The organism is Streptomyces virginiae, from assembly GCF_000720455.1.
GTDB classification, from domain to species: Bacteria; Actinomycetota; Actinomycetes; order Streptomycetales; family Streptomycetaceae; genus Streptomyces; species Streptomyces virginiae.
Map to the genome: position 1 here is coordinate 40,283 of NZ_JOAK01000021.1, position 14,871 is coordinate 55,153.

A 14,871-nucleotide genomic window follows, 5' to 3' on the forward strand; every position below is an offset into this window, starting at 1 on the left:
TTCTCGACGCCTCTCAGAGCTTGATCTCGATGTCAACGCCGGCCGGAAGGTCCAGGCGCATCAGCGAGTCAACGGTCTTGGGCGTCGGGTCGAGGATGTCGATCAGGCGCTTGTGCGTGCGCATCTCGAAGTGCTCGCGCGAGTCCTTGTACTTGTGCGGCGACTTGATGACGCAGTACACGTTCTTCTCAGTGGGCAGCGGCACCGGGCCCGCGACCGACGCACCAGTGCGCGTCACCGTCTCGACGATCTTCTTCGCCGAGGAGTCGATGACCTCGTGGTCGTAGGCCTTGAGCCGGATGCGGATCTTCTGTCCCGCCATGGCTACTCCGTAGTCCTGTCTCTGTGTGGAAACGCTCTGGCTCCCGGTCGGCTGCGGGACGGGGTCCCGCGGCCTCTCCTCCGACCCACGCGGTCGGGCGTGTCGCACTCCCTCTACAGAAAATTCCCATACGGAAATTCCCTCGTCCAAGGGGGTGCGGTCCCATGACCGCGATTCGGGGGAGAAACACCCACCGAGTGCCTGGTGGGCACCGTGCTGACACTTCCCAGAAGATTCCCGTACGTCCGCCCCCATTGCTGCCCCGAGAGGCAGATTAAGGACGACGAGTACTGTGGGACTCGCTTCCGGTCCTCCCGGCGGGAGGCGCGCAGCATCGGCACTCAGCCGAGCAACTTGAGTAGTCTGCCATACGAGACACGTACCTGGCCAATCGGGCCGAAGAGAATACCCCGCCACGCTGAGTGGTCAAACTGCGCCGCGCCCTTTGCCCGGCGGGGCCCCTCCCCCGGTCGCGTCAGGTCCGCGAGACCGTCCCGCAGCCCTCCGGCGAGCCCGCCTCGATGCCCTTGCTCCGGTCGTACGGGTCCTTGGGCGGCCCGGAGGGCGTGGGTCCGGCCGCGGGGTCCGCGTCGAAGCCCGGGTGCAGGTAGCCGTCGTACACCTCGCAGGCGCTGTTGGCGAGGTCGACGCGGTAGTCGGAGAGCCGCAGCCGGCCCGCGGTGACCTGCCACTTGCGCGGGTCCGCGACCGTGAAGGTGATCTCGCGGCGCACGATGGTCCGCTCGACCTGGTCCGCGCCCGGTGCGGCCTTCACCAGCGGGTACACGAACGAGTAGTCGAGCCGGACGTCGGCCTGGCCCTGTTCCTTCCCGGCTTCCACCCACATCCGGCCGCGGACCTTGACCACGTCGCCCACGGGCTTGACCTCGGCCGGCTTGTACCGGGTGAAGAGGTTCACCGGGTCCTGTTCCCTGCCGGGCTGGGCCAGTGACTTCTCCAGGTGCTCGGAGGCCTCGGTGTTCTTGGGGTCCAGCAGCGCCAGGGCCGCCTCGGGGCGCTCCCCCTTCAGCACCGCCGGGTCGAGGTTGGCCGCGACCAGGAACGCCTTGGCGTTCCGGAGCGTCTCCGCGATCTTCTCCTTGGACACCCCGCCGACGGCGGTGGCCTCCGGGAGCTCGATGCCGGCGGCGCCGTCCGCCCACTGCAGGGCCGGGGAGCCGCGGAAGGGGTCCTGCAGGGTCGGCCGGTCCGGGTCCACGGACGGCGGCGGGGCGGTCGGGCGGTCGGTCTCGGCGGCCAGCGGGCCCGCCTTCCGGGCGTCCTCCCGGGCCTCGGCCTTGCCCGTGAGGCGGTCGATCACCAGCTCGGGCCGTACGGCGATCAGCGCGAGCCCGGCGATGGCCACGACGGCCGCGACGGCCTTGAGTCGGCGCGGCCGCCGGCGTTCTCGCCACGCGGGGCCGGTGCGCCATCCCGGTGGCTCCTGGCCCTGGGTGGCGCGCAGCCGCTCGGTCACCATGCGCGCCCGTGCGGAGGGCTCCTTCGGCGCGCCCCCGGCCCCCTGGGCGGCCTGCTCCATGAAACGGGCCCACTCCTCGTCGGAGACGCCCGGTCCGTTGTCGTCGTTCTTCCCCATGCCCTGTCCTCGTCCGTTCCCCGCCCGACATGTGCGAGGGGCTCCGCACCGGATGGTGCGGAGCCCCTCACCTGCGCAAAGACGTTTCTTCCGTCAGCGGAAGTAGCCCGTGATGTCCGCGATGAGATCCACGGAACCCGAGTTGTTGTAGAAGCTGACCTTGCCGTCCACGACCGGTACGACCACCAGGTTGGGGATCGTGAGGCCCGCGGTGAAGTTCAGGTTCGACGCGCTCGTACGGGTCGTACCGCTCGGGAAGACCGACACGAAGCTGGCCTCGGTCGGGTTGGTCGCGGTCACGTTCAGCACCACGGCCTTGATCCCGGTGGCCGGGACTCCCCCGATGCCGGCGACGGGCAGCGTGACGACGCTTCCGCCGCTGACCGGGCCCTGGCGCACGCCCGTGCCCGTACGGGTGTCCATCAGGCGCTTCGGACCGAAGTTCGCGTGCGTGGCGCCCGCGTCGCCGTCCGAGAAGTAGCCGGTGATGTCCGCGATCAGGTCGACGGTGCCCTGGTTGTTGAAGAAGCTGACCTTGCCGTCCACGACCGGCACGACCACCAGGTTGGGGATCGTCTGGCCCGGGGTGAAGTTCAGGTTCGACGCGCTGGAGCGGGTCGTGCCGCTCGGGTACACCGACACGAAGCTGGGCTGCGTCGGGTTCGTCGCCGTCACGTTCAGCACCACGGCCTTGACGCCGGTGGCCGGGATGCCGTCGACGCCCGCCACGGGCAGGGTGACCACGCCGCCGGTGCCGACCGGGCCCTTCGGGACGCCGAGGCCCTCACGGGTGTCCATGAGGCGCTTCGGGCCGAAGTTGGTCTGGGTGGCGCCGTCGGCGGTCGAGGTGAAGTAGCCGGTGATGTCGGCGATCAGGTCGACGGTGCCCTGGTTGTTGTAGAAGCTGACCTTGCCGTCCACGACGGGCACGACCACCAGGTTGGGGATCGTCCTGCCCGGGGTGAAGTTCAGGTTCGACGCACTGGAGCGGGTCGTACCGCTCGGGTACACCGACACGAAGCTGGGCTGCGTCGGGTTGGTCGCCGTCACGTTCAGCACCACCGCGGTGGGCGTGCCACCGGTGGCCGCGGTCACCGGCAGGGTGACCACTTCGCCGCTGCCGACGGGGCCCTTGCGGACACCGAGGCCCTCACGGGTGTCCATCAGGCGCTTCGGGGCGAGGGGGACGAACTTGGCGCCCTTGACCTCGGCCTCGACGGTGACGGCGAGGCTCGTGGAGACCTTGCCGTTCACGGCGGTCGCCCGGACCCGGACCTCGTGCCTGCCGTCGGTCACGACGGCCGTCGCCCTGCGGGCCGCGCCGTCGGTGACCGCGGTGGCCTCGCCGTCCACGAGCAGCTCGAACTTGGACAGCCGGCCGGTGGCCGTGCTGGTGGTCCAGTCGACCGTCAGGGCGGCGCCGCTCGGGAGGGTGGCGCCCGGCGTGGCCGTCGCCCCGTTCACCGAGGCGATCTTCAGCTGGGCCGCGGGGCCCGTCTGCCGGAGCGCTTCCAGCTGCGGGTAGAGCGCGTTGCCCGGGCACTGGGTGTTGAAGCCGTCCCGGTGGCCCGAGAGCGACTTGAACTCGTACTGCTGGCCGGCGGTGTAGCTCTTGCCGAAGTAGTTCGCCTGGGTGGCGCCCGCGGTCAGCGTCGCGGTGCCGCTCATGTCGCCGTCGTACTGGCCCAGCTTGTAGGCCGCGACCTTGGAGATGGCGCCCAGCGCGGCGGTCGAGGCCCCGGCGGTGGTGTAGTCGCCGAGGACGGAGACGCTCGTCGACTCGGCGTTCCAGCCGTAGGTGTGCGCGCCCTGGACGGGCTGGTCCACACCGCCCTGGCGGCCCTCGAAGACCGTTCCGCACTTGTCGACGAGGAAGTTGTAGCCGAGGTCGCGCCAGCCGTTGCCCTGTACGTGGTAGACGTGCAGGCTGCGGACGATGGCGGCGGACTCGGAGCACTCGTACGGGGCGGTGGCCGCGGTGTGGTGGACGAAGACCGCCTTGATCTTCCCGCCGGGCAGGTAGATCGGGCCCTCGTTGTTCAGGGACTCGTCGGCGCCCCACTGCACGCGCGAGACCACGTCCGGCCGCGGGGCGGTCGATTCCGGTCCCGGCGTCGTCGGCGCGGGGTCCACCGCGGGGAGGGCGAAGGCGGCCGGCCCGAGGCCCAGGTCGCCCTTCTTCTTCGCCTTGGCGGCGCCGGCGCCCGGGTCCACCAGGTTCAGCTCCATGCCGGCGGGGAGCGTGCCGCCCCCGGTCACCCGTACCTCGGCGCCGTCGGACGGGCCGACCCAGACCGGCTCGGTGGCGCCGCGCAGGCCCGGGCGCTTGCCGTCGAGGCCGGACTCGGCCTGCTCCAGCACGACCCACTTCGACCACTTGCCGCTGTCGGCGTCCCGGGTGCGGGCCTCGATCCTGCCCTTCACCTCGGCCTCGGGGTCGGTCCAGGAGACGCCGAGGAGCCCGAACGGCTCGGTGTCCTGCTGGGAGAGGACGGCCTCGCCCCTGCCCTTGGGCTTGAGGGCGAGCTTGTGCAGCTCCCCCGCGACCGGACCCTTCTCGCGGGCGCGGGCGCTGTAGGGCGACACCTCGCCCTCGTCCGAACCGCCCGTGCCGCTTGCGACGCCCTGGATGCCCAGGACCGCCACGACGCCGAGCGCGGCGGCCAGAGCCGTCCCGCGCGCACGACCTATTTTCAAGTTGTCCCCAACCCCTATGCAGATCCCGCCAGGTGACAGCACTGGCCGACGGGATCCTACTGGTCGCGGCGACGGCCCATCAGGGTGGGACGGGGGCTGCGAACGTGATGCGCGTCGCAGCCGGATCGCACAGGGTTGCTATTCCACCGACTTGTCCTTGAACGGCGCCTTGCGGCCGCAGATCGCGGGCCAGTCCTTGGCCACGATGTTGGCGCACCAGATCTCGCCGTCGTCCTCGAACTGCTTCCACAGCTTGACGTCGAGGTTCTCGCAGTCCTTGTTCGGCGCGAAGCGCGGGCACTTGCCGCTCGGCAGCTTGATGTTGTGCGCGCGCCAGGCGTCGAGGCCCATGAGGTCGGTGTCCTCGTGCGTCGGCATGTAGCGGTTGGCCGACCAGGAGGCGCCCATGGTGGCGAACAGCGCGACCGCGCACACCATGCCTGCGGAGAGCTGACGGATCGTCCGGCGCGCAATGACGGGCGCGGACGGGGCCGCGGAGGCGGGCCGCAGGGTCCGCTCGGCCCAGCCGGAGCCCCGCTGGACCGCCGACATCACGCCGAGGACGGCCAGGATCATCAGCGAGTACATGATGATCCAGGTGGTCCGGGGGAAGAGCTGCACCGCCTTGTCGTGGGCCATGTGCGAGGCGAACCAGAAGCGGGCCAGCCAGGCGCCGGCGAGCACCGCCGCGGCGGTGCGGACCATGACGTTGCGCAGGCCGAGGCCGACTCCGAGGCCCACGCCCAGGATCAGCAGCAGTGCGAACCCGGTCTGGCCGGCCATCTCGCCGGAGACCGGCCACTGGTTGTACTTGATGTAGCCGGTCCGGTCGGAGATCCAGCCCAGGACGTACGCCGGGTCCGCGTAGACGCCGAGGTAGGCGTACCGGTCCGGGGTCTGCGAGCCCAGCCGCACCATCTGGTAGAGCAGCGGGGCGCCGATGATCCCGGCGGTGACCAGCACGGACCCGACGAACAGCGCCGCCCGCTTCACCGCGGGGGCGCCGGCCCGCCACGGGAAGAGGAAGAGGAAGAGGACCGCGGCGCCGGGCGCGGCCCAGACGAACCAGCCCGAGTACCAGAGGAAGAGCGCCCCGAAGATCGCGCCGAGGCCCACGCCCCGCAGCACCAGGGACTTCGGGGTGCGGCCGGCCGACCGGCGCAGCTCGCGGAGGCAGTACCCGAGGAGCGGCAGCAGCACGATCATCACGACGTGGCTGTACGGGCGGACCGGGTCGAGGAAGAGCACGGCCGACGGGACGGCGATCAGCAGCGCCCAGAAGGGACGCAGCAGCAGCCGCCACGCCAGGTACGCCATCGGGCCGACCAGGGCGCTGCAGACGATCTGGAGGTCGTGCAGGGCGAAGCCCGCGCTGCCGAGGCCGTCGTAGCGGACCTTGGCCCACAGGGCGATCAGCGCCGGGAACGCGGGCGGGTAGATGCCGGACATGCCCTCGCCCGACAGGAACGAGTTGGCCATCTCCACCAGAACGCTCGGGTCGCCCTCCTGGCCGCCGAGCGGGTGCGGGGTGCCGCGCAGCGCGACGACGACGCCGCCCGCCACCACGCCGGTGACCAGCCCGGCCAGGGCGGCGCAGACCAGCCGCTTGACGAGTTCGTGGCGCCGGACGGAGCCACGGTAGGCCGTGTACAGCAGCAGTCCGAGCAGCGGGAGCCCGAGGACGGCCACGTACAGCTGGAGCTTGGCGAGTCCGCTGACCTGGCCGAGACGGTTCATCGGGTTGACGCTGATGTGCCGGCTCAGCAGCGTGAATCCGAGGGCCGCCACCACGCTGACGACGACCTCGGCCAGGATCTGCACCCACCTCCGGGACATCCACACCCGGATCCCTGAGAGGGCCGGGCGGCTCTTGCCCTGTGCCGGTTCGGAGTGCCGCTGGGCCGGGGGGCCGGCTTCGCCGACCGCCTCGGGGGCCAGGTGTGTCATCTCGGTCCGTTTCGTGGTGGGCGGAGTCTGATCAGTTCTGGCCGGAGGTGAAGGCGTGCTTGGCCAGGGTGCGGGCGCCGGCCTTGTTGCCGCTGCGCAGCGCTCCGGGGAGCATCGTCAGCGCGTGCAGCCGGGAGGCGCTGTGGAAGCGGGCCGCGCGGGCCGCCTTCGGCCAGCCGCGGGCGTCCATGCGGTCCGCGACCGCGGAGAAGTACCGCTCGGCCTCGGCGAAGCGGGTGCCGGAGAAGGCCTGGACCGACGACTCGCTGACGGCGTGCCGGCGGTACTGGAAGACGGTCGTCGTGTTGTCGATGACCATCTGCTCACCGCCTTCGAGCAGGTCGACCACGAGCGCGAGGTCCTGGATCACCGAGTAGTCGTCACGGAAGTTCACCTTGCGCAGCACCTCGCCGCGCCAGGCGATCGACGGGAAGTAGAGCCAGTTGCCGCGCAGCACGCTGGCGGCCAGCTCCTCGCCGCCCATCAGGCGACGGCCCTTCACCTGGGGTGCGTACAGCCGCTTCTTGGTGTTGTCCGCCAGGCCCTGGGTCACCTGGCCCGTGCCGTCGATGACCTCGACGCCGGGCTGGACCATGCCGATGCCCGGCTGGGCGTCGACGATCGCGCGGACGGTCTCCAGGTAGTGCGGGTGCAGGACGTCGTCGCAGCCCATGATGACCACGTAGTCGGCCTCGGACAGCCGCACGCACTTCTGGAAGTTCTTGGTGATGCCGAGGTTCTGCTCGTTGCGCGTGTAGTGCACGCGGTCGTCGCCGAGCCCGGCGAACCAGCCCGGTACGTCGGGCTCCTTGCCGTCGTCGATCACGACGAGGCGGAAGTCCCGGTCCGTCTGCGCCAGGACGCTGCGGACGGCGTCCTGCATCAGCTGCACGTCCCCGTAATAGGGGAGCATGAAGTCGAAGGTCACCATGGAGCTTCAGGCCTTCACGGAGTCGGAGTCGGCCTTGGCGTCCGCGTCCGCGTCGGCGGCCGGCGTGGAGCCGGCGGCGGAGGCCGCCCCCAGCCGCTCGTCGTTGTGGCGCGTGCCCTCGTTGATGGCCACCGTCCGGGCGAGGTCGGTGATCTTCTTCTCCAGCGAGCGGAACCGCAGGAAGGTGTTGAGCGTGAGGAAGCCCATCGCGAGGACCATCACGTACAGCACCAGGTCGGTGCCGCGGCCGACGCCGAGCTGGTGGGCGAGCCAGGTGACGTCGGTGGGGCGGAGCACGGCGTACACGTTGACGACGACGAACAGGGAGAAGGCGATGCGCTTCCAGGCCCGGTTCTTCGCCTGGCTCCACGTGCGGATGAACACCAGGGCCATCGACACGGAGCCGACGATCAGGACGAGCTGGATCCAGAAGTACTTCATCGACGCCCACGCTCCCGCAGCGAAATGTCAAAGATGATGTTCACGCCGTTGATGAGGGACTGGCCCTTGGAGCGCGAGTATTCGGTGTAGAGGATGTCGACGGGCACCTCGGTGACCCGCAGGTCGGAGCCCGCGAGGAAACCGACGAGCTCGGACGCGTGCGCCATGCCGTTCATCGTGATGTTCAGCTGCTCGGCGGCCTTGCGGCTCAGGACGCGCAGACCGTTGTGCGCGTCGGTGAGCTTGAGCTTGCGGGCGGTGGGGCTGACGGCGGCGGCCGTGCGCAGGACGACCTGCTTGATCCACGGCACCTGGCCGTTCTGCTCGATGAAGCGGGAGCCGAGGACCACGTCGGCCTCGTCCCGCCGCAGCACGCCGACCATCGTCTCGACGTCCTTGGTCTGGTGCTGGCCGTCGGCGTCGAAGGTCGCGAAGTAGCGGGAACCGGGCTGGGCGATCGCGTACTTCAGACCGGTCTGGAGGGCCGCGCCCTGGCCGAGGTTGACCGGGTGGCGCACCAGGTGGGCGCCCGTGGTCGCTATGTGCGCGGCCGAGTCGTCGGTGCTGCCGTCGTCGACGACGACGATGTTGGGGAACGTCTTGCGGGCCCCCTCGACCACCTCGGCGATCACCTGGCCCTCGTTATAGGCCGGTATGACCAGCCAGACATCGTCGTATTGGGACACGGTAGCTCCAGCGGAAAGTGGCACGTACGAGTGCTCGGTGATCGGTGTGACGTCTTGGGCCGGCATGGTCATCTCCCGACCGCGCCCACGCCCGGGGCGCCGGTGTCTGCGTCGGTCGTCTGCCGGGGTGCTTCACCGGCTGCGGCCGCGGTTCCGGGGAAGCTCAGCCTGAGGGCTGCCAGCATAGCGAGCACGGTGGCCGTCGATCCCAGGGCGTAGGCGACGATCACGCGCACGGACACCTCGCCGGGGATCAGGGTGATGCCCACCAGGACCGCGGTACCGAGGGCCCAGCAGAGCAACTGCAGGTTGTGCCGCTTGAATACCATGAGCGCCTGTCCGAGGACCATCGCGAACATGTATGCCGCGGTACCGGCGGACAGCAGGAAGAAGTCGAAGCTTCCCAGCACCGGGTCCTGGATGCCGAAGAGCACCTCGATGAGCCAGGGCCCGAGGACCGTGGCGGGCACGCCGCCGAGCAGGCCGAGCGCTCCGACGACCATGGCGATCCGGCGCAGCATCGCCCAGAAGGCAACGCGGTCGCCGGCGGTGAAGGCGGCGGTCAGGCCGCTGAGCAGCGAGGCCTGGAGCGAGCCGAAGACGAAGAGCGGTACCCGCGCGAGGACCGTCGCGCTCATCAGCGCCGCGATCAGCGCGCTGTCGGTCGGTGCCAGGAGCTTGGTGCTCATCACGGCGGCGTTCACGACCAGTTGGGACAGCAGCGTGGCGCAGACGAGCAGGCCGAGGCCGCCCGACAGCTCCCGCCAGGCGATCTGCTCGCCGGGGCCGACCGCGCGCAGCAGCGCGGGCAGCGTCACCAGCGTCGCCACCACGGGCGCGACGGCCAGGATGAGGCTGAAGGCCAGCGCCGAGTGCAGTCCGAAGAGGGCGCACCCGAAGGCGAGGACGATCCGCAGCCCGCCGTCGACGGCGAGCTGGGTGCCGTACGCGCCGAAGCGGCCGAGGCCGGCCAGCACACCGCGGGTCAGGTAGCAGACGGCCATGCCGGCGAAGGCGCCGCCGAGCGCGGCCACCAGGGCGCGGTCCCCCTGGAACAGCAGGTCGGCGAGGGGCCGGGCGCCGAGGCCGAGGACCAGCAGGGTCGCGCCGAGGATCCCGGCGGTGAGCAGTCCGGCCCGGCGCAGCACCGGGGCCGCTCCCTGGCCGAGGACCACCCGGGCGGAGACGATCCGGGTGAGCTCCTGCTCCAGGGGGAAGAAGATGCCGATGCCGAGGGACATCACGATCGTCCACAGCACCGAGACGTTGGCATAACCCGCATCGGACAGGCTGTGACCGGCCACGCCCAGGTGGGCGTACGAGGCCGCGCCGAGCACGACGGTGCCGCCGGCCACCGCGACGGTGCCCGGCGGCAGCGCCGCGGTCAGCTTGTTCAGCAGGGTCTTCATCCCGTGCGGCCGTCCCGGGCCGCCTTCGCGAGCGCGGCGAAGGCGGGGGTGGCGAGCGCCTGGGCCAGCTGCTCGCGCCAGTCGGGGAGCGGCTCCAGTCCGGCCTCTTCCTTCCACGCGTCGTGCGCGAGCACGCTGAAGGCGGGACGGACGGCGGGACGGACGAACGCCTCGGAGGTGGTCGGCCGGATCCGCTCGGGGTCCAGGCCGCTCAGCCGGTAGGTCTCGCGGGCCAGTCCCATCCAGGTGGTCCGGCCGCTCGCGGTGCCGTGGTAGATCCCGCCCATGGCCCAGCCCTTGAGGGCGGCCAGGCCGAGCTCGACCAGGTGGCGGGCGAGCGCCTTGGACCAGGTGGGCTGGCCGTGCTGGTCGTCGACCACGTCGAGGGTGTCGCGCTGGGCGGCCAGCTTCAGCATGGTGGCGACGAAGTTCGGCCCGTGCTCGCCGTACAGCCAGGCGGTCCGTACGACGTAACCGTCCTGCGGCAGCAGCTCGGTGACGGCCTGCTCGCCGACCAGCTTGGAACGCCCGTAGGCGTTCACCGGTCCGGTCACGGCGTCCTCGCGGTACGGCTCCGAGGCGTCGCCGGGGAGCACGTAGTCGGTGGACACGTGGATCAGGCGCACATGGGCGGCGGCGCACGCCTGCGCGAGGACGCGCACGGCGGTGCCGTTGACGGCGGTCGCGGCCTCCTCGGCGGTCTCGGCGCCGTCCACGTCCGTCCAGGCGGCGCAGTTCACGACCACGGTGGCGCCCTCGACGGCCGCCCGGACGGCGGCCGGGTCGGTGATGTCGAGGTCGGCGCGGCGCAGGCCCACGGCCTCGATCCTGGCGCTCTTGAGGACGGCCAGGACGTCCTGGCCGAGCATCCCGCCGGCGCCGGTGACGAGCCAGCGCCCGGCCGACGAGTTGGTGCTCACTTCTGCAGGGCCGCCTTCGCCTTCAGCGGCTCCCACCAGGCGCGGTTCTCGCGGTACCAGTCGATGGTGGCCTTGATGCCGTCCTCGAAGGTGACCTGCGGGGCGTAGCCCAGCTCCGCGCCGATCTTGCTGATGTCGATGGAGTAGCGCAGGTCGTGGCCCTTGCGGTCCTCGACGTGCTCGACCATGTCCCAGCCGAGGCCCGCGGCTTCCAGCAGGACGCCGGTGAGCTCCTTGTTGGTGAGCTCGGTGCCGCCGCCGATGTTGTAGACCTCGCCGGCACGGCCCTTGCGCATGGCCAGGTCGATGCCGCGGCAGTGGTCGGAGACGTGCAGCCAGTCGCGGACGTTGCCGCCGTTGCCGTACAGCGGGACCTTCTTGCCGTCCATCAGGTTCGAGACGAACAGCGGGATGACCTTCTCCGGGAACTGGTAGTGCCCGTAGTTGTTGGAGCAGCGGGTGACCACCACGTCCATGCCGTGCGTGCGCGCGTAGGCCAGCGCCAGCAGGTCGGAGGACGCCTTGGAGGCGGAGTACGGGGAGTTGGGCACCAGCGGCCACTCCTCGGTCCAGGAGCCCTCGGTGATCGAGCCGTAGACCTCGTCGGTGGAGATGTGGACGAAGCGGCCGACGCCGTGCTTGCGGGCGGCGTCCAGCAGCACCTGGGTGCCGACGACGTTCGTCATGACGAAGGGGCCCGCACCGGCGATCGACCGGTCCACGTGGGACTCGGCGGCGAAGTGCACGACCACGTCGTGGCCGGCCATCACCTGGTCGACGGCCTCGGCGTCGCAGATGTCGCCCTTGACGAAGCGGTAGCCGGAGTGGTCCGCGACCGGGGCGAGGTTGGCCTCGACGCCCGAGTAGGTCAGCTTGTCGAAGACGGTGATCTGCGCCGTGGCGTCTGCACCGAGCTGCTGGCGGACGAATTCTGAACCGATGAAGCCGGCGCCGCCGGTCACGAGGATGCGCATAATACGAAGAGTCTAGCCGCCTGCCGAACGTCACACGCCGGACGGTCGGACCGCCCCGGCCCTCTCGCATAGGGTTCACCCATGCGTGGAATCCTTTTGGCCGGTGGCACCGGATCGCGACTCTGGCCGCTGACTCGGGCCGTCTCGAAGCAGCTGCTGCCCGTCTTCGACAAGCCGATGATCTACTACCCGCTCTCCACCCTGGTGATGGCGGGTATCAGCGAAATCCTGATCATCACCACCCCTGAAGACCGTGACCAGTTCGAGCGCCTGCTCGGCGACGGCTCGCAGTTCGGACTGCGGCTGGAATACGCGGTCCAGGAGCGCCCCGAGGGCATCGCCCAGGCGTTCGTGCTCGGCGCCGACTTCATCGGCGACGAGTCGGTCGCACTGATCCTCGGCGACAACATCTTCCACGGCAGCGGCCTCGGCACCCGCCTCGCCCAGCACACGGACGCCAAGGGCGGCCGCGTGTTCGCGTACCCGGTGGCGGACCCGACCGCCTACGGCGTCGTGGAGTTCGACGAGAAGGGCCAGGCCATCTCCATCGAGGAGAAGCCGGTCAAGCCCAAGTCCCGCTACGCGGTGCCGGGTCTGTACTTCTACGACAACCAGGTCGTGGAGATAGCCAAGGGGCTCAAGCCCAGCGCCCGCGGCGAGCTGGAGATCACCGCCGTCAACGACGCCTACCTCCAGGCCGGCGAGCTGAACGTCACCATCCTCGACCGCGGCACCGCCTGGCTCGACACCGGGACCTTCGTCTCGATGGTCCAGGCCTCCGAGTTCGTCCGCGTGATCGAGGAGCGTCAGGGCTTCAAGATCGGCTGCATCGAGGAAGCGGCCTGGCGGGCCGGCCTCATCGACTCCGCCCAGCTGCGTGCGCTCGCCGAACCGCTGACCAAGAGCGGCTACGGCACCTACCTCCTGGCCCTGCTCGACGAGGAGGAGGGCAAGTGAAGTTCCGCGAACTCTCCATCGCGGGCGCCTTCGAGGTGACCCCGCAGCTGCACGGCGACCCGCGCGGCCTGTTCACCGAGTGGTACCGCTTCGACCGCCTGGCGGAGGTCGTCGGCCACCCGCTGAACCTGGCCCAGGCGAACCTCTCCGTCTCCGCCGCCGGCGTGGTCCGCGGCATCCACTTCGCCGACGTGCCGCGCGGCCAGGCCAAGTACGTGACCTGCGTGCGCGGTGCCGTGCTCGACGTCATCGTGGACCTGCGGGTGGGCTCCCCCACCTTCGGCAAGTGGGAGGGCGTGCGCCTCGACGACGTCGACCGCCGCGCCGTCTACATCCCCGAGGGCCTCGGCCACGGCTTCTGCGCCCTGACCGACGACGCGACCCTGTCGTACCTGTGCTCGGAGACGTACAACCCGACCGGCGAGCACTCGGTTCACCCGCTCGACCCGGACCTGGGCATCGAGTGGCCGGCCGACGTCCCGCAGCTGTCCGCGCGCGACGAGGCCGCCCCGTCGCTGGCCGAGGCCATCGCGACCGGGCTGCTCCCGGACCACGCCGCCTGCCTGGAGTTCACCGAGTCGCTCCGCGTGAGCTGACCGGCTGCCGCACGCACGCAGAAAGGGCCGCACCCCGGACGGGGGTGCGGCCCTCTTCCGTACCCGGACCCCGGTGCCCCGGACCCGACGCCGGGGGAAAGCCGAAGGGCCCCGGCCCACCGCCGAGGCGATGGGCCGGGGCCCTCCGGTACAACCAGGTGCTCGTCAACGAGCTACCAGGTCAGAACACGAATTACTTCGTGATCTTGGTGACCTGGCCGGCGCCCACGGTACGACCACCCTCACGGATGGCGAACTTCAGGCCCTCCTCCATGGCGACCGGCTGGATCAGCGCGACCGACATCTCGGTGTTGTCGCCCGGCATGACCATCTCCGTGCCGGCCGGCAGGGTGACGACACCCGTGACGTCCGTGGTACGGAAGTAGAACTGCGGACGGTAGTTGTTGAAGAACGGGGTGTGACGGCCACCCTCGTCCTTCGACAGGATGTAGGCCTGGGCCTCGAACTCGGTGTGCGGGGTGACCGAACCGGGCTTGATGATGACCTGGCCGCGCTCGACGTCCTCGCGCTTGATGCCACGGAGGAGCAGACCGACGTTCTCGCCGGCCTGGCCCTCGTCGAGCAGCTTGCGGAACATCTCGATACCGGTGACCGTGGTGGTGGTCTTCTCTTCCTTGATACCGATGATGTCGACGGTCTCGTTGACCTTCAGGACACCACGCTCGATACGGCCGGTGACGACCGTACCGCGACCGGTGATCGTGAAGACGTCCTCGACGGGCATGAGGAACGGCTTCTCGGTGTCACGCGGCGGGGTCGGGATGGCCTCGTCGACGGCGGACATGAGGCCGAGAAGCTTCTCGCCCCACTCCTTGTCGCCCTCGAGCGCCTTCAGCGCGGAGACGCGGACGACCGGCAGGTCGTCGCCCGGGAACTCGTACTCGGAGAGCAGCTCACGGACCTCGAGCTCGACGAGCTCCAGGATCTCCTCGTCGTCCACCATGTCGGCCTTGTTGAGGGCGACGACGATGTACGGAACGCCGACCTGGCGGGCCAGGAGCACGTGCTCCTTGGTCTGCGGCATCGGGCCGTCGGTGGCGGCGACCACGAGGATCGCGCCGTCCATCTGCGCGGCACCGGTGATCATGTTCTTGATGTAGTCCGCGTGACCCGGGCAGTCGACGTGGGCGTAGTGACGCGCCTCGGTCTGGTACTCGACGTGCGCGATGGAGATGGTGATACCGCGCTGGCGCTCCTCAGGAGCCTTGTCGATCTGGTCGAAGGCCGAGGCCTCGTTCAGGTCCGGGTACGCGTCGTGCAGCACCTTGGTAATGGCGGCCGTGAGGGTCGTCTTACCGTGGTCAATGTGACCGATGGTGCCGATGTTGACGTGCGGCTTAGTCCGCTCGAACTTCGCCTTCGCCACGGGGGTC

Annotated in this window: 13 protein-coding genes; 2 read left to right on the forward strand and 11 right to left on the reverse strand. The window is 70.2% G+C overall.

Annotation, left to right across the window (positions count from 1 at the left end; genetic code table 11):
• Window positions 1-13: 13 nt before the first annotated feature.
• The 10 genes from rpsJ to rfbB all read right to left on the reverse strand — a co-directional run bounded on the left by rpsJ (window position 14) and on the right by rfbB (window position 11,924).
• Window positions 14-322, reverse strand: a complete 309-nt coding sequence (rpsJ, locus tag IG86_RS0127170) for a 30S ribosomal protein S10 (protein ID WP_003948644.1) — start codon at window positions 320-322, stop codon at window positions 14-16.
• A 475-nt stretch (window positions 323-797) separates the two neighbouring features.
• The gene (locus IG86_RS0127175) at window positions 798-1,919 is read right to left on the reverse strand and encodes a hypothetical protein (protein ID WP_030825932.1); all 1,122 of its coding nucleotides are present in this window, start codon (window positions 1,917-1,919) and stop codon (window positions 798-800) included.
• A gap of 93 nt (window positions 1,920-2,012) precedes the next feature.
• Window positions 2,013-4,616, reverse strand: a complete 2,604-nt coding sequence (locus IG86_RS40170; protein ID WP_157854899.1) for a peptidoglycan recognition protein family protein — start codon at window positions 4,614-4,616, stop codon at window positions 2,013-2,015.
• 138 nt (window positions 4,617-4,754) lie between these two features.
• A complete protein-coding gene (locus IG86_RS0127185; RefSeq protein WP_157854900.1) occupies window positions 4,755-6,452 on the reverse strand; it encodes a chromate transporter in 1,698 nt (565 codons plus the stop codon).
• Window positions 6,453-6,594: 142 nt separating this feature from the next.
• Window positions 6,595-7,494 (reverse strand): glycosyltransferase family 2 protein, encoded by a 900-nt coding sequence (locus IG86_RS0127190; RefSeq protein WP_030825951.1) that lies wholly within the window; start codon window positions 7,492-7,494, stop codon window positions 6,595-6,597.
• A 6-nt stretch (window positions 7,495-7,500) separates the two neighbouring features.
• On the reverse strand, window positions 7,501-7,935 hold the full coding sequence (locus tag IG86_RS0127195) for a DUF2304 domain-containing protein (protein WP_078848490.1): 435 nt from the start codon (window positions 7,933-7,935) through the stop codon (window positions 7,501-7,503).
• The gene (locus IG86_RS0127200) at window positions 7,932-8,621 is read right to left on the reverse strand and encodes a glycosyltransferase family 2 protein (RefSeq protein WP_030653618.1); all 690 of its coding nucleotides are present in this window, start codon (window positions 8,619-8,621) and stop codon (window positions 7,932-7,934) included. The genes IG86_RS0127195 and IG86_RS0127200 overlap by 4 nt, the downstream gene beginning before the upstream one ends.
• A gap of 68 nt (window positions 8,622-8,689) precedes the next feature.
• Complete coding sequence (locus IG86_RS0127205) at window positions 8,690-10,030, reverse strand: lipopolysaccharide biosynthesis protein (RefSeq protein ID WP_199814483.1); 1,341 nt, start codon at window positions 10,028-10,030, stop codon at window positions 8,690-8,692.
• Entirely contained in the window at window positions 10,027-10,899 is an 873-nt protein-coding gene (gene rfbD, locus IG86_RS0127210; RefSeq protein WP_030825958.1) for a dTDP-4-dehydrorhamnose reductase, read from the reverse strand. Before rfbD ends, IG86_RS0127205 begins: the two co-directional genes overlap by 4 nt.
• Before the next feature lie 47 nt (window positions 10,900-10,946).
• Complete coding sequence (gene rfbB, locus IG86_RS0127215; protein ID WP_030900351.1) at window positions 10,947-11,924, reverse strand: dTDP-glucose 4,6-dehydratase; 978 nt, start codon at window positions 11,922-11,924, stop codon at window positions 10,947-10,949.
• A gap of 81 nt (window positions 11,925-12,005) precedes the next feature.
• Here rfbB and rfbA point away from each other — a divergent pair, with 81 nt between their 5' ends.
• Together rfbA and rfbC are read left to right on the forward strand one after the other, a co-directional pair.
• Complete coding sequence (gene rfbA, locus IG86_RS0127220; protein ID WP_030026474.1) at window positions 12,006-12,881, forward strand: glucose-1-phosphate thymidylyltransferase RfbA; 876 nt, start codon at window positions 12,006-12,008, stop codon at window positions 12,879-12,881.
• Entirely contained in the window at window positions 12,878-13,477 is a 600-nt protein-coding gene (gene rfbC, locus IG86_RS0127225) for a dTDP-4-dehydrorhamnose 3,5-epimerase (RefSeq protein WP_030653604.1), read from the forward strand. The genes rfbA and rfbC overlap by 4 nt, the downstream gene beginning before the upstream one ends.
• Before the next feature lie 193 nt (window positions 13,478-13,670).
• Here the strand turns inward: rfbC and tuf are convergent, their stop codons facing one another.
• Entirely contained in the window at window positions 13,671-14,864 is a 1,194-nt protein-coding gene (gene tuf, locus IG86_RS0127230; protein WP_030653602.1) for an elongation factor Tu, read from the reverse strand.
• Between the last annotated feature and the right edge of the window lie 7 nt (window positions 14,865-14,871).